At 66.8% G+C, this 17,083-nt stretch carries 16 protein-coding genes; 11 read left to right on the forward strand and 5 right to left on the reverse strand.

Features of this window, described 5'->3' with window-relative positions:
• Positions 1-312 precede the first annotated feature (312 nt).
• From pstS to QZ951_RS03985, 5 genes are all read left to right on the forward strand, one after another.
• Positions 313-1,371, forward strand: a complete 1,059-nt coding sequence (pstS, locus tag QZ951_RS03965; RefSeq protein ID WP_292998776.1) for a phosphate ABC transporter substrate-binding protein PstS — start codon at positions 313-315, stop codon at positions 1,369-1,371.
• A 211-nt stretch (positions 1,372-1,582) separates the two neighbouring features.
• A complete protein-coding gene (pstC, locus tag QZ951_RS03970) occupies positions 1,583-2,482 on the forward strand; it encodes a phosphate ABC transporter permease subunit PstC (RefSeq protein ID WP_366943795.1) in 900 nt (299 codons plus the stop codon).
• Position 2,483: 1 nt separating this feature from the next.
• Complete coding sequence (pstA, locus tag QZ951_RS03975) at positions 2,484-3,341, forward strand: phosphate ABC transporter permease PstA (RefSeq protein WP_292998778.1); 858 nt, start codon at positions 2,484-2,486, stop codon at positions 3,339-3,341.
• Between the two features lie 148 nt (positions 3,342-3,489).
• The gene (pstB, locus tag QZ951_RS03980) at positions 3,490-4,245 is read left to right on the forward strand and encodes a phosphate ABC transporter ATP-binding protein PstB (RefSeq protein ID WP_366943796.1); all 756 of its coding nucleotides are present in this window, start codon (positions 3,490-3,492) and stop codon (positions 4,243-4,245) included.
• Between the two features lie 523 nt (positions 4,246-4,768).
• Positions 4,769-5,899: a Gfo/Idh/MocA family oxidoreductase gene (locus QZ951_RS03985; protein ID WP_292998780.1), complete on the forward strand. Its 1,131-nt coding sequence runs from the start codon at positions 4,769-4,771 to the stop codon at positions 5,897-5,899.
• A 19-nt stretch (positions 5,900-5,918) separates the two neighbouring features.
• On the opposite strand, the gene QZ951_RS03990 is transcribed toward QZ951_RS03985, so the two are convergent.
• Positions 5,919-7,730, reverse strand: a complete 1,812-nt coding sequence (locus QZ951_RS03990; RefSeq protein ID WP_292998781.1) for a GspE/PulE family protein — start codon at positions 7,728-7,730, stop codon at positions 5,919-5,921.
• A 257-nt stretch (positions 7,731-7,987) separates the two neighbouring features.
• Here QZ951_RS03990 and QZ951_RS03995 point away from each other — a divergent pair, with 257 nt between their 5' ends.
• From QZ951_RS03995 to QZ951_RS04010, 4 genes are read left to right on the forward strand one after another with little or no spacing between them, the layout of a single operon-like run.
• Positions 7,988-9,679, forward strand: a complete 1,692-nt coding sequence (locus tag QZ951_RS03995; protein ID WP_292998782.1) for a choline dehydrogenase — start codon at positions 7,988-7,990, stop codon at positions 9,677-9,679.
• 6 nt (positions 9,680-9,685) lie between these two features.
• A complete protein-coding gene (locus QZ951_RS04000) occupies positions 9,686-10,309 on the forward strand; it encodes a protease complex subunit PrcB family protein (RefSeq protein WP_292998783.1) in 624 nt (207 codons plus the stop codon).
• 32 nt (positions 10,310-10,341) lie between these two features.
• Positions 10,342-11,247, forward strand: a complete 906-nt coding sequence (locus tag QZ951_RS04005; protein ID WP_292998784.1) for an acyltransferase — start codon at positions 10,342-10,344, stop codon at positions 11,245-11,247.
• Positions 11,244-12,134, forward strand: coding sequence for an alpha/beta hydrolase (locus QZ951_RS04010; protein WP_292998786.1), 891 nt, complete (start codon positions 11,244-11,246; stop codon positions 12,132-12,134). Before QZ951_RS04005 ends, QZ951_RS04010 begins: the two co-directional genes overlap by 4 nt.
• A gap of 5 nt (positions 12,135-12,139) precedes the next feature.
• Here QZ951_RS04010 and QZ951_RS04015 read toward each other — a convergent pair whose 3' ends face one another.
• From QZ951_RS04015 to QZ951_RS04025, 3 genes are all read right to left on the reverse strand, one after another.
• Positions 12,140-13,456 (reverse strand): hypothetical protein, encoded by a 1,317-nt coding sequence (locus QZ951_RS04015; RefSeq protein WP_292998788.1) that lies wholly within the window; start codon positions 13,454-13,456, stop codon positions 12,140-12,142.
• Between the two features lie 101 nt (positions 13,457-13,557).
• Positions 13,558-14,148, reverse strand: coding sequence for an ACP phosphodiesterase (locus QZ951_RS04020; RefSeq protein ID WP_292998790.1), 591 nt, complete (start codon positions 14,146-14,148; stop codon positions 13,558-13,560).
• A gap of 140 nt (positions 14,149-14,288) precedes the next feature.
• Positions 14,289-14,597: a hypothetical protein gene (locus QZ951_RS04025; protein ID WP_292998792.1), complete on the reverse strand. Its 309-nt coding sequence runs from the start codon at positions 14,595-14,597 to the stop codon at positions 14,289-14,291.
• Here QZ951_RS04025 and QZ951_RS04030 point away from each other — a divergent pair.
• A complete protein-coding gene (locus QZ951_RS04030) occupies positions 14,587-14,844 on the forward strand; it encodes a hypothetical protein (protein ID WP_292998794.1) in 258 nt (85 codons plus the stop codon). The two genes, QZ951_RS04025 and QZ951_RS04030, sit on opposite strands and share 11 nt — an antisense overlap.
• Positions 14,831-15,919, forward strand: coding sequence for a TIGR03032 family protein (locus QZ951_RS04035; protein WP_292998796.1), 1,089 nt, complete (start codon positions 14,831-14,833; stop codon positions 15,917-15,919). The genes QZ951_RS04030 and QZ951_RS04035 overlap by 14 nt, the downstream gene beginning before the upstream one ends.
• A 252-nt stretch (positions 15,920-16,171) precedes the next feature.
• Here QZ951_RS04035 and speE read toward each other — a convergent pair whose 3' ends face one another.
• Positions 16,172-17,026 carry a polyamine aminopropyltransferase gene (speE, locus tag QZ951_RS04040; protein ID WP_292998798.1) on the reverse strand — a complete coding sequence of 285 codons (855 nt, stop codon included), beginning with the start codon at positions 17,024-17,026 and terminating at the stop codon, positions 16,172-16,174.
• Positions 17,027-17,083: the final 57 nt, after the last annotated feature.

Below are 17,083 nucleotides of genomic sequence, written 5' to 3' on the forward strand. Positions count from 1 at the left end.
GGCGGAGTCGATTGCCGGCGCCGCGCCGGCGGTGACGCCTCGGCGGGATGACCGTTCGGCCGAGGGCAGGCGAATTCGAAGCCCGGCACGGTGACAAACCCGGGCGGCCCGATTCCCGGGCTGATGTAGAGGGACTCGGTGACAGCGGCTGTCACACGACTGTCATGTTGGACCTCAAAACTCTGCGGCTTGGCGCGTGGGCGGCGCGGTGAAATGCCGTGAAAATGTCAACGAGATGGTCGATTCGTGCCGCATTGCCACGATAGATTTGGCTGCCCCCTTTGCACCCCGTTTCGCTTTCAGGAGAAATTCGTGAGCCTTTTCAACACAGCGATGATGCGCAAGCTGGCGTTCGGCGTGGTTGCCGCCGCGCTTGCACCTGTCGCAATGGCCGCCGACACCAGCATTACCGGTGCCGGCGCCAGCTTCCCGTACCCGATCTACTCGAAGTGGGCGGCCACCTACAAGGAAAAGTCCGGCGTCGGCCTGAACTACCAGTCGATCGGCTCGTCCGGTGGCGTCAAGCAGATCAAGTCGAAGACGGTCACCTTTGGCGCGTCCGACAAGCCGCTGAAGATCGAAGAGCTGAACGAAGGCGGCCTGACGCAGTTCCCGGCGGTGATGGGCGGCGTCGTGCCGATCGTCAACGTCAAGGGCGTGAAGTCGGGCGATCTGACGATGGACGGCGCGCTGCTGTCCGACATTTTCCTCGGCAAGATCACCAAGTGGGACGACAAGCGCATCAAGTCGCTGAATCCGTCCGCGACCCTGCCGTCGACCCGCATCACCGTGGTGCATCGCGCCGACGGTTCGGGCACGACCTTCCTGTTCACCGACTATCTGGCCAAGGTCAATGGTGAGTGGCGTGAATCGGTCGGCGCCGGCAACACCGTCGAATGGCCGACCGGCATCGGTGCGAAGGGCAACGAAGGCGTGGCGGGCATTGCCAGCCAGACCGACGGCGCCATCGGCTATGTCGAATTCGCCTACGCCAAGCAGAACAAGCTGGCGTTCACCAAGATGGTCAACAAGAACGGCGTGGCGGTCAGCCCGAGCAACGAAGCGTTCTCGGCTGCGGCCGACGGTGCCGACTGGGCCGGCACCCCGGGCTTCGCCGTCGTGCTGACCGATCAGGCCGGCGCTGCCGCCTGGCCGATCACCGGCGCCAGCTTCGTCATCGTCTACAAGAAGCCGTCCGATCCGGCTGCGCTGCGCGAAGTGCTGAAGTTCTACGACTGGTCGTTCGGCGATGCCGGCGCCAAGATCGCCGACGAACTGGACTACGTGCCGCTGCCGAAGAAGCTGACCGATCTGATCCGCGCCAGCTGGAAGGCCAACATCTCCGACGCGGCCGGTCGGCCGCTGCTGTAAGGCCAGACGCCGGTCCCCCGCCGGACCGGCTGGCTTCGGGATTCACGAAGGCCGGCACGAAAGTGCCGGCCTTCGCGTAGGAGCCGGGAGCCCGAGTATCCTCCCGCCGGAGCGTTCGATCGTGAACACAACAGCGCAAGCAATGACGATGGCCGGTTCGAGTGGTATCTCGCTGTCGACCCTGCGACAGCACAATTTCTGGGATGCCGTGATGCGGCATGCCACGCGCACGGCAGCGCTGACGGTGCTGCTGGTGCTGGGCGGCGTGATCTACACGCTGGTCGTCGGTTCGCTGCCGGCGCTGAACCAGCTGGGCCTCGGCTTCTTCTCCAGCCAGCGCTGGAACCCGGTCGAAGAGAATCTCGGCGGCCTCACGGCGATCTACGGCACCCTGATCACGGCGCTGATCGCGCTGGTGATTGCCGTGCCGATCAGCCTCGGCATCGCCATCTTCATCACCGAACTGTGCCCGCGCTGGCTGCGCCGGCCGATCGGCATCGCCATCGAGCTGCTCGCGGGCATCCCGTCGATCATCTACGGCATCTGGGGCCTGTTCGTGTTCGCCCCGGTGTTCCGCGACTGGTTCCAGATTCCGGTCAACAACGCGGTCGACGGCATTCCGATCCTGAGCACGGTGTTCGGCGGCCAGATCAACGGCTACGGCATCCTCACGGCCGGCATCATTCTCAGCATCATGATCCTGCCGTACATCACGTCGATCACCCGCGACGTGTTCGAGACGGTGCCGGCGGTGCTGAAGGAATCGGCCTACGGGCTCGGCTCCACCACCTGGGAAGTCGTGCGCAAGGTCGTGCTGCCGTACTCCGGCGCCGGCGTCATCGGCGGCATCATGCTGGGTCTGGGCCGCGCGCTCGGCGAGACGATGGCGGTGACCTTCGTCGTCGGCAATTCGCATCGCCTGACCGGCTCGCTGTTCAGCCCCGGCACGACGATTTCCGCCAGCATCGCCAACGAGTTCGCCGAGGCCGAGAACGTCATGCACGAGTCGGCGCTGACCTTGCTCGGCCTGACGCTGTTCGTCATCACGTTCATCGTGCTCGCCGCCGCGCGCCTGATGCTGCTGCGCCTCGAACAGCGCAAGGGCAACTGACATGGCGCTCGACACGTCGCTGTACGCGCGTCGCCGCGTGACCAACCAGATCGTGATGCTGCTGGCCTGGGCGGCAGCCGCCACCGGGCTGGTGATTCTGGCGTTGATCCTGTTCACGCTGTTCTACAACGGCGTGGCCGGCGTCTCGATCGCGGTGTTCACCGAGATGACGCCACCGCCGGGCTCGGAGCCGGGCGGGGGGCTGCTGAACGCGATCTACGGCACCTTGGTCATGACGATCATGGGCACCGCGATCGGCACGCCGGTCGGCATCCTCGCCGGCACCTACATGGCCGAATACGGGCTCGGCACGCGGCTCGCGACCGTGGTCCGCTTCATCAACGACATCCTGCTGTCGGCGCCGTCGATCGTCATCGGCCTGTTCGTCTACGGCATCATGGTCAAGGGCTCCGGCTTTTCCGGCTGGGCCGGCGGCGTGGCCCTGTCGCTGCTGGTGCTGCCGGTGGTGGTCCGCACCACGGAAGACATGCTGCGACTGGTGCCGAACGGGCTGCGTGAAGCGGCCTCGGCCCTCGGCTCGCCGCGTTCGCACGTGATCGTCAAGGTCGCGTATCGCGCCGCCAAGGCCGGCATGCTGACCGGCATCCTGCTGGCCGTCGCCCGCATCACCGGCGAGACCGCGCCGCTGCTGTTCACCGCGCTGAACAACCCGAACTGGAGCACCGACATGAATGGCGCGATGGCCAATCTGCCGGTGGTGATTTTCAAGTTCGCCGGCAGTCCCTACGAAAACTGGCGTGAACTGGCGTGGACCGGCGCCTTGATCGTGACGATGGCGGTGCTGGTGCTGAACATCGGCGCGCGCATGCTGTCGGCGCAGTCCAAGGCCAACAGCTGACCCTCATTCCTTCGACGCTGAACCGCGGCCATCCCCCGAACCCCAGACGGACGTCATGAACACTTCTTCCAGCTCGCTGCCGGGCGCCGTGCACACGCAGAAGCCGTATCTCGAAGTTCGGCCGGATTCGTCGGCGTCGAAGCTGCCGATGACCGAGAAGATCTCGGTGCGCAACGTCAATTTCTTCTACGGCGACTACAAGGCGCTGAAGGACATCTCGCTGCCGATCTACGACAAGAAGGTCACCGCGCTGATCGGCCCGTCCGGCTGCGGCAAGTCGACGCTGCTGCGCATCTTCAACCGGATGTACGACCTGTACCCGAAGCAGCGGGCCGAAGGCGAGATCGTGTTCGAGGGCAAGAACCTGCTCGATCCGAAGCAGGACCTGAACCTGCTGCGCGCCCGCATCGGCATGGTGTTCCAGAAGCCGACGCCGTTCCCGATGTCGATCTACGACAACATCGCGTTCGGCATCCGCCTGTACGAGAAGGTGCCGAAGTCGGAACTCGACGATCGGGTCGAAACGGCCCTGAAGCGCGGCGCGCTGTGGGACGAGGTCAAGGACAAGCTCGGCCAGAGCGGTCTGGGCCTGTCCGGCGGCCAGCAGCAGCGCCTGTGCATCGCCCGCTCGATCGCCGTGCGCCCGGAAGTGCTGCTGCTCGACGAGCCGACCTCCGCACTCGACCCGATCGCCACGGCGAAGGTCGAGGAGCTGATCTACCAGCTGAAGAGCGATTACACGATCTGCATCGTGACCCACAACATGCAGCAGGCCGCCCGTGTCGCCGACTTCACGGCCTTCATGTATCTCGGCGAACTGATCGAGTTTGGCGAGACCAGTCAGGTCTTCACCAAGCCGACCCAGACCCGCACCGAGGACTACATCACCGGACGGTTTGGGTAAATCATCGCGAGCATGCTCGCGATGATTTACGCCCGGCCACGGATGGCCGGGCCGGGCTCAGCCGAACAAGGACACCGTCTCGCCAGGGATGGCGTGGAACCCGTTCCGAACAAGGGCGTCGCGAGCATGCTCGCGATGATTTACGCCCGGCCAGTGTTTGGCCATGGCGAGACGCGACTCAATGTCGCGTCGAGTTAGCCAAACACGGCCGGGCCGGGCTGAGCCGAACAAGGACACCGTCTCGCCAGCGATGGCGTGGAACCCGATCCGAACAAGGGCGTTGCGAGCATGCTCGCGATGATGGACGCTCGGCGTCGCAAGTCTGGTCGCAGGCCGACGAAAGCCTGACGAGCGAACTCTGTCGTCTAGGTCGGCCACACGGAGCCACCCCATCACAAGGTCCCCACGGCAAGGCAATTGCGTGGTGCAGCGGCGATAATCCCGTGCCAGCGCGCGCTGCCCGCAGCCGCGACGACTTCGCCCGTGAGGCCATTCCGGCCGGGCCCTGAAGGATCCTGTCTTGATGAACATCGCCATCATCGGCTGCGGTTTCGTGGCCGATTTCTACATGCAGTCGCTGTCCCGGTATCCGGTGCTGAAGCTGGTCGCGATCCATGATCGCGATGGCGAGCGCCTGACGCAGTTCTCGACGCGCCACGGGCTGGATGCGCTGCGTCGCGGCCTCGACGACATCCTGGCCGACCGCTCGATCGGCATGGTGCTGAACCTGACCAATCCGGACCAGCACTACACCGTGTCGCGCGCCGCGCTCGAAGCCGGCAAGCACGTCTATTCGGAAAAGCCGATCGCGATGTCGCTGGCCGATGCCGAAGCGCTGACCGCGCTGGCTGCGGAACGTGGGCTGATGATGGCCTCCGCGCCGTGCAGCCTGCTCGGCGAGACCGCGCAGGCGCTGTGGCGCGCGCTGCGCGAGCGCAAGGTCGGCAAGGTCGGGCTCGTCTATGCCGAACTCGACGACGGCCTCGTGCACAAGATGCCGTATCGCAAGTGGCTCAGCGACAGCGGCCGGCCGTGGCCGTGGAAGGATGAGTTCGAGGTCGGCTGCACGCTGGAGCATGCCGGCTATTACGTCAGCTGGCTGACGGCGTTCTTCGGCCCTGCGGTATCGGTGTCGGGGCTCGCTTCGACGGTGTATCCGGACAAGGAGACCGATGGCCCGCTTGATCGCATCACGCCGGATTTCTCGTGTGCGCTGATCGCGTTCGAGAACGGCGTGGTCGCGCGTCTGACCTGCAGCATCGTGGCACCGCATGACCAGCGCCTGCGCTTCTTCGGCGACACCGGCGTGCTCGAAACCGATCACTCGTGGCATTACCGGCAGCCGGTCAAGATCCAGCGCTACCTGAACATCCGCCGCAAGATGATCCTGCACCCGATCAAGGAGAAGGTCGCGCTTGCGGACTATCCGAACCCGGCCAAGCGCCAGCGCGGCAGCCATCCGATGGAGTTCTGCCGTGGCCCGGCCGAGATGGCGGCGGCGTTCGAGGCCGGCAAGCCGTCACCATTGCCGCCGGACTGGTGCCTGCACAACAACGAAGTGGTGCTCGCGATCCAGCAGGCACTCGAAGGCGGCGGGCATCAGCCGATCAAGACCCGCTTCCAGCCGCTGGCACCGCCGGCGTGGGCCGGCTGATCCGCTGGTTGCGGACGCCTCAGCCGCTGCGGGTGAATGCGGCAATGCCCAGCACTTCCTCGACGCTGGTGACGCCGGCCGCCACCTTCGTGCAGCCGGCGATGCGCAGCGGCATCATCCCTTCGCGCAGCGCCTGTTCGCGCAGCTGCAGCAGATCGGTCTGCTCGCCGATGCGGGCGTTCAGCGTGCCGGTCAGCGGCATGATCTCGTAGATGCCGACGCGGCCCAGATAGCCGGTCTCGCGGCATTCGAGGCAGCCGACCGGCTTCCACACCTGCTCGGGCTTCGGCAGGCCGAAGCCGCCGGTGATCTCGGTCCAGCGGCGGTCGTCGATCGGCGCGGGTGCCTTGCAGTGCGGGCACAGCGTGCGCAGCAGGCGCTGGGCGACGACGCCGATCAGGGTCGACTTGATCAGATAGCCCGGCACGCCGAGATCGAGCAGGCGCGTGATCGCGGACGGCGCGTCGTTCGTGTGCAGGGTCGACAGCACCAGATGGCCGGTCAGTGCCGCCTGGATCGCGATCTCCGCCGTTTCCAGATCGCGGATTTCGCCGACCATGATGATGTCCGGGTCCTGCCGCATCAGCGCGCGGATGCCTTCGGCGAAGTTCAGGTCGATGTTCGACTGCACCTGCATCTGGTTGAAGCTGCCATCGACCAGTTCGATCGGGTCCTCGATCGTGCAGACGTTGACCTCCGGGGTCGCGAGTTGCTTCAGCGACGAGTACAGCGTCGTGGTCTTGCCCGAGCCGGTCGGGCCGGTGACCAGCACGATGCCGTTCGGCTGCTCGATCATCGCGGCCCAGGCGCTGGCCTCGGCCTCGTTGAAGCCGAGCTGGCGGAAGTCCTTGACCAGCACTTCTGGGTCGAAAATGCGCATCACCAGCTTTTCGCCGAACGCCGTCGGCAGGCTCGAACAGCGCAGCTCGATCTCCTTGCCGTCCGGCGAGCGAGTCTTGATCCGGCCGTCCTGCGGCTTGCGCTTCTCGGCCACATCCATCCGCGCCAGGATCTTGATCCGGCTGGTGACCGCGACCATCACCAGCGCCGGAATCTGGTAGACCTCGTGCAGCACGCCGTCGATGCGGAAGCGGACGTTGCCGGTGTCGCGCCGAGGCTCCAGATGGATGTCGCTGGCGCGCGATTCGAACGCGTACTGCAGCAGCCAGTCGACGATGTTGACGACGTGCTGGTCGTCCGCCGTCAGCTGGCCGCGGCGTCCGAGATCGGTCAGCTGTTCGAGCGAGCGCGTGCCGCCGAAGCCGACCAGCTTCGCGCGCTCCTCGCCGCTGGCCTTGACCGAGCGGGCGAGGGCGTAGAACTCGACCAGGTAACGCTCGATGTCGAGCGGATTGGCGACGACGCGCTTGATCTCGACCTTCAGCACCTGTTCCAGATCGCGTACCCAGTCTCTCACCCAAGGCTCGCTGGTCGCGATCGTCACTTCGCTGGCGCTGACCTTGACCGGCAGCAGCTTGAGCCGCGCGGCATAGGCGTACGGCATCACCGTGGTGATGCGCGCAACCTCGATGCCGAGCGGATCGATCCGCAGGTACGGCAGGCCGGCGCGTTGCGCCAGCCACTGGGTCAGCGCTTCCGTGGTCAGCTTGCGGCCGGGCTGCAGCGGGTGGTCCCACTCGCAGGCGCCGATGCGTGCCAGCGGGTGCGCGTGGTCGGTGCGCGTCGGCGGCCGGGCCAGCAGTGCCTTCGCCGCCGTGGCGGTTGCCAGCCCTTCGCCGACCAGGGTCGACAGCACCGATTCCAGCGTCAGGGGCTGGTCGGCGCCGCTGTGCGGGGGTGACGGATTGCGCGCTGGATTCAGCTCGATCATGGTCAGCCTGATTCTGAGGACAATCCGGATTACGGTCCGTTTGGGGGTGTGACGGCCCGCCGTTGAATGAATAGACTGATCGTCCAATTCATTTTCCGCAGGCCACGGTACGAACGATTACGGTTCTGCCGTCCGTGCCGGAGCCTGAGCCGCAGGAGCCCGTCGATGAACGATACAAAGGTTTTCGCTGCCGTGATGTCCGCGTCGCCCGCCGGACCGACGTCCGGCAGTCGCCGCCCGTTGCCGGAGGGCCGCGCATGAGCGACAGCCGCAGCTTCGACTTCATCATCGCCGGCGGAGGTTCGGCCGGCTGCGTGCTGGCCAACCGGCTCAGCGCCAGCGGCCAGTGGCAGGTCTGCCTGATCGAGGCCGGTCCGGACGACAGCAGCCCGTTCATCCACATGCCGGCCGGCATCATCCCGGTGATCCGCTCGAAGCTCCTGAACTGGAGCTTCTGGACCACGCCGCAGCCGAACTGCGCCGGCCGCTCGATGTACTGGCCGCGCGGCCGCACGCTCGGCGGCTCGTCGTCGATCAATGGCATGTGCTACATCCGCGGCCACGCGTGGGACTACGACCACTGGGCGGCCCTCGGCAACGACGGCTGGGCCTACAAGGACGTGCTGCCGTACTTCCGGCGCATGGAGAACTTCGAGGCGATCGACAAGGTCGACGACGGCCGCTCGTACCACGGGACCGACGGCCCGCTGAACGTGGCCGAGCCGCGCTACGTCAATCCGCTGATGACCGCGTTCCTCGCCGCCGGCCGCGAAGCCGGCCACCCGGAAACCGACGATTTCAACGGCGCACAGCAGGAAGGCGTGGGCCTGTATCACACGATGCAGAAGGGCGGTCAGCGCTGCAGCAATGCCCGCGGCTTCCTCGAACCGGCGAAGAAGCGGCCGAACCTGACCGTGCTGACGCGGACGCACGTCGAAAAGGTGCTGTTCGACGGCAAGCGCGCCGTCGGCGTGCGGGTGCAGCGCGCCGGCCGCAGCGAGGACCTGAAGGCCCGGGTGGAGGTGATTCTCGCCGCCGGCGCGCTCGGTTCGCCGCAGATCCTGATGTTGTCCGGCGTCGGCCCGAAGGACGAGCTGGCGCGCCATCGCATCGCGCCGGTGCACGAGCTGCCGGGCGTCGGCGAGAACCTGCAGGATCATCTCGACATCCACATCACGATGCGCGAGGAGACCCGGCATTCGATCAGCCTCCGGCCGCTCGGTCTGCTGAAGACGGTGATCAACACGTTCAGGTATCTGTTCGGCAAGCGTGGCGAGCTGACCTCGAACTTCGCGCAGGCCGGCGGGTTCCTCCGCAGCAACGACGAGCAGGCGATTCCGGACCTGCAGTGGCATCTGGTGCCGTTCGTCTACGCCAACCATGGGCAAACGCTGACGCCGCTGTTCAAGCACTACGCGTTCAGCCTGATGACCTGCTTCCTGCGGCCGGAAAGCCGCGGCCGGGTCAAGCTGATCGACGCCGATCCGCTGTCGCCGCCGATGATCGATGCCAACTACCTGGCGACCGAGCGCGACCTGCAGGCGCTGGTCGACGGCTTCCGGAAAGCGCGCGAAATCCTCGCGCAGCCGTCGATCGCCAAGCATGCGATCGATGAACTCGAGCCCGGCCCGGCGGTGCAGACCGACGAGCAGATTCGCGACTACATCCGCAAGAAGTCGGAGACCGTCTACCACCCCGTCGGCACCTGCAAGATGGGCCGCGACGCGATGGCCGTCGTCGATCACCGGCTGTGCGTGCATGGCCTGCAGGGGCTGCGCGTGGTCGATGCCTCGATCATGCCGACGCTGATCGGCGGCAACACCAATGCCCCGACGACGATGATCGCCGAGCGCGCGTCCGATCTGATCCTGCAGGATGCCGCCCTCGGACGGCTCGTGCCAAACTACCGGCCTGCGCCGGCACCCGCCGCCGCGTTCGCTGAAAAATGAACCTGCATGCCGCCGAGTCCGGTCCCGACCTCGAACCTGCTGGCCCGCTGCCGCCCCATTGCCGTCGGTAGCGCGCTGGCGGTGTCGGCCGGTCTGGTGCTGCTGCTGACCGGCTGCGGTTCGCTGCCGCAATCGGTGCCGGCGCTCGTGATTCCGGGCAGCGGCAGCGATGTCGAGGTCGCCGAGATTCGCCGGCTCGCGTTCTGCGCCAGCGCGTCGAGCGACGCTGCCGTCACCTTGCTGGCTGATGCCACGGCCGTGCGCGACTGGCAGACCGCGCGCGGAGTCGATCTGATCGCGGTCGGGCCGCTGCCCGCGGGGCCGTTCGCGGTGGTCGAGCACGGCGTGCGGACCACCGGCGGCTACAGCGTGGCGGTGACGCGGCGCGCCTATCTCAGTGGCGGTGTGCTGAAACTCACGGCCAGCTTTCTGGCGCCGAAGCCCGATGCGCTGCGCGGCTACGCGCTGACCAGCCCCTGCGTGCTGGTGAAGCTGCCGCCCGGCGATTACGCGCGTGTCGAAGTGCGCGATCCGTCCGGCACGCGTCGCGCGATCTCGCCGCTGCCAGCGGCGCCGACGCCGGCACAGCCCCCGATCCCGAATCCGAACACCGCACCGACTGCGCCCTGAGAGTCGCAGCGTTTCAACGAGGAGAGCGTTACATGCTGCGTTTCCTGCCGGGCTGGGTCAGCGGCCTCGTGATGATGCTGCTGCTGATCGTCAACACGCTGTTCTGGGCAACACCGTTGCTGATCTTCGCGGTGCTGAAGCTGCTGTCGCCGGTGCGCGGTCTGCGCGACCTGTTTTCCCGCGCGGCCGCCGCCAGCGGCCAGCACTGGGCGTCGGTCAATACCGTGCTCGGCGACGTGCTGTTGCCGACGCAGTGGGAAATCCGCGGCGTCGACAAGCTGAACATGAAGGGTCAGTACCTGGTCAGCTCCAACCATCAGTCGTGGAACGACATCTACGTGCTGATGAAGGCCTTCGACCGCCGCGCGCCGTTCTTCAAGTTCTTCATCAAGCAGGAACTGATCTGGGTGCCGGTGCTCGGCCTGTGCTGGTGGGCGCTGGACTACCCGTTCATGAAGCGCTACTCGTCGAAGTATCTCGCCAAGCATCCGGAACTGCGCGGCAAGGACTTCGAGACCACGAAGAAGGCCTGCGCGCGCTACGCGACGATCCCGGTGACGATCCTGAATTTCCTCGAAGGCACGCGCTTCACCCAGGCCAAGCACGACGACACCAAGTCGCCTTACACGCATCTGCTGAAGCCCAAGGCGGGCGGCTTCGCGCTGACCATCGGCGCGCTCGGCGAGAACATCAACTCGCTGCTCGACGTCACCATCGTCTACCCGGGTGGCGCGCTCGGCTTCTGGGATTTCCTCTGCGGCCGTGTGCGTCGCGTGATCGTCGAAGTCCGGCAGATCACCATCCCGCACGAGATGTACGGCGGCGACTACGAGGGCGACAAGGTGTTCCGCAAGCACATCCAGAACTGGATCGCCGACCTGTGGGCCGAGAAGGACGCCCGGATGGCCGTGCTGCTGGCCGGGGCACCGGCGGCGTGAGTCGTTGGCGGCACGCGCTGCTGGTGCTGGCGACCTTGCTCGCCACCGGCTGGGCGCAGCCACCGCCGTCCGCACAGGACACCGCGCCGATCGACGACCACATCCCTGAACTGTTTCCGCGCGGCCCGCAGCCCGAAGCGGGCGATTACGAGATCGACGGCCGGCGCGTGCATTACGTCGTGATGCCGGGCGGGCCGCAGCGGCTGATCTTCATTCACGGCACGCCGGGCAATTGGCAGGGCTGGCGCGACTACCTCGCCGACCCGCGGTTGCGTCAGCGCGCGACGATCATCGCGGTCGACCGTCCCGGTTTCGGTAATTCCGGCCGCGGCCGGATGGTGCCGGACATCGCCGACCAGGCCCGACTGCTGGCGCCACTGCTTGACCTCGCCGATGGCGGGCAAGGCAAGGCCTATCTGGTTGGCCATTCGCTCGGCGGGCCGATTGCCGCGAAGCTGGCGATGGATCATCCGGAACGCGTGGCCGGCGCGCTGCTGATTGCACCGAGCATCGCGCCGGATCTCGAGCACCCGCGCTGGTTCAACCACATGGCCGATACCTGGCTGGCGAAAGCGCTGGCCGGCACCTGGGTGCAGCGCCAATTCGCCGATGACGATCTTTACAACTCCAATGCCGAGATCATGCCGCTGGCGCGAGGCCTGAAGGCGATGGAGCCCGGCTGGGCCTCACTCACGATGCCGGTGATCGTGGTGCAAGGCCTCCAGGACACGCTGGTCGATCCCGCCACGGCCGACTATGCCGAGCGCGTGCTGCCAACGCCGAACGGCCGCGTGATTCGCCTGCCGAACCACGATCACTTCCTGATCTGGAGTGATTACGAGCGCTGCGCGCGGCTCGTGGCCGAACTAATGGATCACGGCAGCTGAGCCGATCACGGCCCGGCGAAGCGCTGCGCATACAGCGTGCCGCGGGTGGCGTAGACCAGCAGTGATTCGCCATCGCCGCGCATCGCGACGCTGCACGCGTACTGCAGCGGCGATGGTGGCGGCGTCGGCCCGAGAGAAGCCGGCAGCGCGGCCGTCAGCGGCGTGCCGTTGGCCCGGAACAATTGCAGCGATACCCGCCGCTGCGCGAAGTTGCCGCCGTCCGACGAACACAGCGCGACGTTGCCGGCATCGTCGATGCCAATGCGGGGCTCGCCGCCAAGCGCGATGCTGCCGTCCGGGCGAGGTGGCGGCGTGAACGCGGCGGTCAGCGCAGCGCCGCTCGTGTCGTAATGGCGCAGGACGACATTCGCGCCATTCGCCCATGTGGCGGCATGCGCGCCATCGCGATTCATCGCGAGGGACACGAGTTGGGCGCTGACGCCGTTCGGGCCTTCGCTGACGAGGTAGCGCGGGCCACGCGCGTCGCCGACCGCGTCGAACGCCTGGGCGAAGATTCCTTGGCCGTCGACGCGTGAGGTCCAGGCCACCACATGGCGACCGGTGCTGTCCATCGCGACGCTGGGATTGACCAGCAACGGCGGCGCGCGATCGTTCAGCAGCAGGGGCCGTCGCGGCGACCGGTCGATCTCGCGAGCCGGACCTTGCGCGGTTCCGTTGGCGAAGTAGCGGCGGGATTCGATCCGGTCGGCGAGCGCCACCCGCGGCGTGTTGGTCGGATAGGGATAGCCGTCGGTGGCGTTCACCAGGGTGCCGTCGACCGCCCAGACCACCACCAGGTTGCCGACATCATCCACCGCCACGTGCGGTGAATTTCCGCGCAAGGCCACGATGAATTCGTTGCCCGCCGGCACGCCGTCGGGGGTGAAGCGCCGAGCGCGGATCTCCGGCGAGATTCGCAGCGTCGGCAGTTCCAGGACGAACGGCACGGACGGCAGAACGAACGGGAGCGTATGTTCCCAGACCACGACGAAGCCGCCGGACGCGTCGATCGCGACCCGGGGATTGCCGGCACCGCCACGGGCGTCGCGATCGCGGACAGCAATCACACCCCCTTGCAGGCTGCCATCGGGCGCGATCCGTTGCGCCAGAAGGGTGTCTCCGAGATTGGTGCTGCCGTCGATCAGCGGCCCGGTCCATGTCACGACGGCGGCACCGTTGCGATTGCGGGCGACATCCGGATTGCTGTCGCTGGACGCGGCGATCACCACGGGTGCGCCCAGCCGGTCGCCGGGTGCCGCCAGCACGGTCGGTGCCAGCACGGTCAGCAGCACCAGCAGCCATCGGATCGAGGGGGTTGGCATGACGTCACTCCTTGTTGAAAGGGCCGACAGCGGCTTCTGCGAAAAGCTTGGGCTGTCTTCGCATCCCCAGCATTGATGGCGGTTGCCTGAGGGGTCGTCCTTTAGAACGAGGGTTCCAGTGCCAGCAGCGCGGCCCGCAAGGCCGGACCATCGCGGCGGACATCGGCCAGCCACGCGCGCCAGTCGCGCGCAACCGCATGCAGGCGCTCGGGCCTGCTCAGGCGCGCACCGATGCGCTCAAACGCGTGATCGATGCCGGCGGGTTCCCGATACGACAGCAACAGCGCTTCGAAGCGTTCGGCGTCCGGCGCGGCGCGATTGGCGGCGAGCTGCCAGGCCCCGGGGTCGGCCACCGCGCGTGCCGCGCGTCGAGCGAAGCGTTCCAGCGGTTCGGCGTGTGGCCCGTCCAGTGACCCGTTCAGGGACCAGTCCAGCGCCAGCGCGTGATCGTGCAGCACATCGAGCACGATGCCGGCGTAGCGCCGCGCGCCGTCACCGAACCGGGCACGCGCGGCAACGCTCAGCGGATGGGCGTCGGTAGCAACATCGACCCGGCGGTGAAAGCGGATCGAGGCTTCCAGTTGCGGCGGTAGTTGTCCGTCAAGCCGGCCACGCACGACATCGCCCAGCACCGCACCGACCAGCGGCAGGCCGGCGCGGTCGGTCAACCAGAGGTGGGCGAGGAAGTTCATTGCGGGCGAAAGCTTACGCCAGCAGCTTGCCTGCACCATCGATGACGATCGTCGAGCAGCCGTGCGCGTTTGCCTTGTCAAGCAGCCGACGCGGCGTCGGCCTTGCGCCGGCAGTTTCTGTCAGTGTCCGTCGTACCGCTTCAGCGCCCGGCAACGCGGAACGCCGGACCGGCTGCGACGCCATCGGACGAGTACAGCCGTGCAAAGACCGTGTACCGGTTCTGCTCAGTGAAGAACGGGTTGACCTCGCCTTCGATCGCGCGCCAAGTGACGACAAACCCGCCGGCAGAGTCGCGGGCAATATCGGGGCGATCGGATCTTTCCGCCTCGGCGACATAGATTTCCGGGCCGATTCTCGCGCCAGGTGTTGCTCCGATAGCCACCGGGCACGCGAACCGCGCGGCGGCGGCAAGGGTAGACAAAGGAGTTGCAGCGGTCATGGCTTTCATTGCTCGCTCCCTGGCAACGCGCATCGAGGTGTGGTTGCCTGCGCGCCGGCTGTCCCGCCGGGTTCCGATCGGCAACAAGGGGACGGTCGCAGCGGGGCGGATCGCCGTCTATCGCCACCCCGTTCGCACGCACGATCGCGATCCTGGTTGCCTGCGCGGTCGTCGCCTGAACACCGCTTGCGCAGATGCCGCGGTGCCGGGGTCTGCGGCATCATCAGGACATGAACAAGCCCATGACGAACGCTGACGCCGCGCTGACGCTGAGTGCCAGCACCGACCCCGGCTTCGCGGCATGGCTCGCTGCGAGCGGTGGCTCGCTGGCGATCAGCACGTATCAGGCCGGGCGGCTGTTCATGGTCGGCTGGAATGGCCAGCAGGTCAGTTTCCTGCCGCGCGCGTTCGATCGGCCGATGGGCCTCGATGTCGCGGGTGATCGCCTGGCGCTGGCGACGCGACACGCGATCTGGCTGTTCGCCAATTCGCGGCCGCTGGCACCGAACTATCTGGCGCCCGGCCGCTATGACGCGCTGTACCTGCCGCACGCGCAGTTTCACCTGCCGGATTTGCAGATCCACGATCTGGCGTTCGCCGGCGACGAGCTGTGGCTGGTCAACACGCGCCTGTCCTGCCTCGCCACGCCGAGCCCGACGCAGACCTTCGTGCCGCGCTGGCGGCCGGCGTTCATCGACGATCTGGCGCCGGAAGACCGCTGCCATCTGAACGGGCTGGCCGTTCGCGACACGCGGCCGGCATTCGTCACCGCCCTGGGCGAGACCAACACGCCGCACGGCTGGCGCGACGGCAAGCGCGGCGGCGGCATCGTCATCGACGTCGATTCCGGCGAGATCGCACTGCGCGGGCTGTCGATGCCGCATTCGCCACGCTGGCATGACGGCGCGCTGTGGCTGCTGAACTCCGGCGAAGGCCGGCTGCTTCGGATGACGGCCGACGGCCGCGCCGACACCGTCTGCGAACTGCCGGGTTATCTGCGCGGGCTGTGCTTCGTCGGCCACCACGCGCTGGTTGGCCTGTGCCAGATTCGCGAGAAGCAAGTGTTCGACGGCATGCCGGTGGCCGAGCGTCATGCCGACCTGCTGTGCGGCATCGCCGTGATCGATACCCGCAGCGGCCAGCGGGTGGGCCTGCTGAGCTTCACGGCCGGCTGCAGCGAGATCTACGACCTGCGCTTCCTCGCCGGCATCCGCCGTCCGAACGTGCTGAATCTCGCGAAGGACGACGTGAAGCTCGCGATCAGCGCGCCGGACTGCTGGTACTGGCTGCCGAAGGAGGAATTGACGCCGCCTTCGACACAGGACGTTTAGCCCGCGATGGCCTTCTTGACAACGTTGGGCAGCGCAAACGCGGGGCATCGCGAGCCACCCGGCCCGCGCAGCGTGACCGGCAAGGCGAGCGGATGGCCGGGACGCGGAAGCGGAGCCCGCAGGATCAGGCGCTGATGGCCTTCTTGACGACGTTGGGCCGCGCAAACGCGGGGCATTGCGAGCCACCCGGCCCGCGCAGCGTGACCGGCAAGGCGAGCGGATGGCCGGGACGCGGAAGCGGAGCCCACAGGATCAGGCGCTTATGGCCTTCTTGACGAAGTTGGGCAAAGCAAACGCGGCCCGGTGGGTCTCGGCGTTGTAGAACTCGGTGTCGAGCTTCGCGATCGCCGCTTCGTCCAGCCGTTCGGCCAGCGGGCCGGCGGTCTTCTGCGCGATCGAGCCGCTCCACCAGCCGCTCGGGTAGATCGTCTGCGGGAAGTGGATCAGCCGGGTCTGGGCAAAGCCGGCTTCGCGCATGAACTTGTGCATGTCGCGGATCAGGTCCAGATGCAGGATCGGGGATTCCGACTGCTGCACCAGCAGGCCGCCCGGACGCAGCGCGCGCAGGCAGTCGACGTAGAACTTGGCGCCGAACAGGCCTTCGGCCGGGCCGACCGGGTCGGTCGAGTCGATGATGATGACATCGAGGCTTTCGGGCTTCGCGTCCTTCATCCAGGCCAGCCCGTCGCCGAAGAACAGCGTGGCGCGCGGGTCATGATTGGCGACGCACAGCTCCGGGAAGTACTGCTCGGACAGGCGCGTCACGCGCTCGTCGATCTCGACCTGCGTCGCGGTCTTCACCTCCGGGTGCTTCAGCACTTCGCGCAAGGTGCCGCAGTCGCCGCCGCCGACGATCACGACGTGCTCCGGCGCGCAGTGCGAGTTCAGCGCCGGGTGCGACATCATCTCGTGATACAGGAAGTTGTCGCGGGTCGAGACCATCGTGCAGCCATCGATCGTCATCAGCCAGCCGAAGGTTTCGGTCTTGAAGATTTCGATGGTCTGGAACGGCGTGACTTCATGGTGCACGCGCTCGCCGAGTTTCAGCGAAAATGCCGTCCCGGTTTTGTCGACGGGCTCCGAAAACCAGGTGTTGTCCAGTGACATCTCGCGCTCCAGAAAAGTGCGCGGAGTATAAGCGGTGGCATCTTTCAATTGAGTGAT

This window comes from Nevskia sp. (assembly GCF_021732705.1).
In the GTDB taxonomy this organism is placed as follows: Bacteria; Pseudomonadota; Gammaproteobacteria; order Nevskiales; family Nevskiaceae; genus Nevskia.

What these genes read in the sequence shown, in the direction of transcription:
- pstC (WP_366943795.1), top strand. Translation starts at nt 1,583, where the DNA reads ATGCGGCATGCCACGCGCACGGCAGCGCTGACGGTGCTGCTGGTGCTG.
- pstA (WP_292998778.1), top strand. Translation starts at nt 2,484, where the DNA reads ATGGCGCTCGACACGTCGCTGTACGCGCGTCGCCGCGTGACCAACCAG.
- pstB (WP_366943796.1), top strand. Translation starts at nt 3,490, where the DNA reads ATGACCGAGAAGATCTCGGTGCGCAACGTCAATTTCTTCTACGGCGAC.
- QZ951_RS03985 (WP_292998780.1), top strand. Translation starts at nt 4,769, where the DNA reads ATGAACATCGCCATCATCGGCTGCGGTTTCGTGGCCGATTTCTACATG.
- QZ951_RS03990 (WP_292998781.1), bottom strand. Translation starts at nt 7,730, where the DNA reads ATGATCGAGCTGAATCCAGCGCGCAATCCGTCACCCCCGCACAGCGGC.
- QZ951_RS03995 (WP_292998782.1), top strand. Translation starts at nt 7,988, where the DNA reads ATGAGCGACAGCCGCAGCTTCGACTTCATCATCGCCGGCGGAGGTTCG.
- QZ951_RS04000 (WP_292998783.1), top strand. Translation starts at nt 9,686, where the DNA reads ATGCCGCCGAGTCCGGTCCCGACCTCGAACCTGCTGGCCCGCTGCCGC.
- QZ951_RS04005 (WP_292998784.1), top strand. Translation starts at nt 10,342, where the DNA reads ATGCTGCGTTTCCTGCCGGGCTGGGTCAGCGGCCTCGTGATGATGCTG.
- QZ951_RS04015 (WP_292998788.1), bottom strand. Translation starts at nt 13,456, where the DNA reads ATGCCAACCCCCTCGATCCGATGGCTGCTGGTGCTGCTGACCGTGCTG.
- QZ951_RS04020 (WP_292998790.1), bottom strand. Translation starts at nt 14,148, where the DNA reads ATGAACTTCCTCGCCCACCTCTGGTTGACCGACCGCGCCGGCCTGCCG.
- QZ951_RS04030 (WP_292998794.1), top strand. Translation starts at nt 14,587, where the DNA reads ATGGCTTTCATTGCTCGCTCCCTGGCAACGCGCATCGAGGTGTGGTTG.
- QZ951_RS04025 (WP_292998792.1), bottom strand. Translation starts at nt 14,597, where the DNA reads ATGAAAGCCATGACCGCTGCAACTCCTTTGTCTACCCTTGCCGCCGCC.
- QZ951_RS04035 (WP_292998796.1), top strand. Translation starts at nt 14,831, where the DNA reads ATGACGAACGCTGACGCCGCGCTGACGCTGAGTGCCAGCACCGACCCC.
- speE (WP_292998798.1), bottom strand. Translation starts at nt 17,026, where the DNA reads ATGTCACTGGACAACACCTGGTTTTCGGAGCCCGTCGACAAAACCGGG.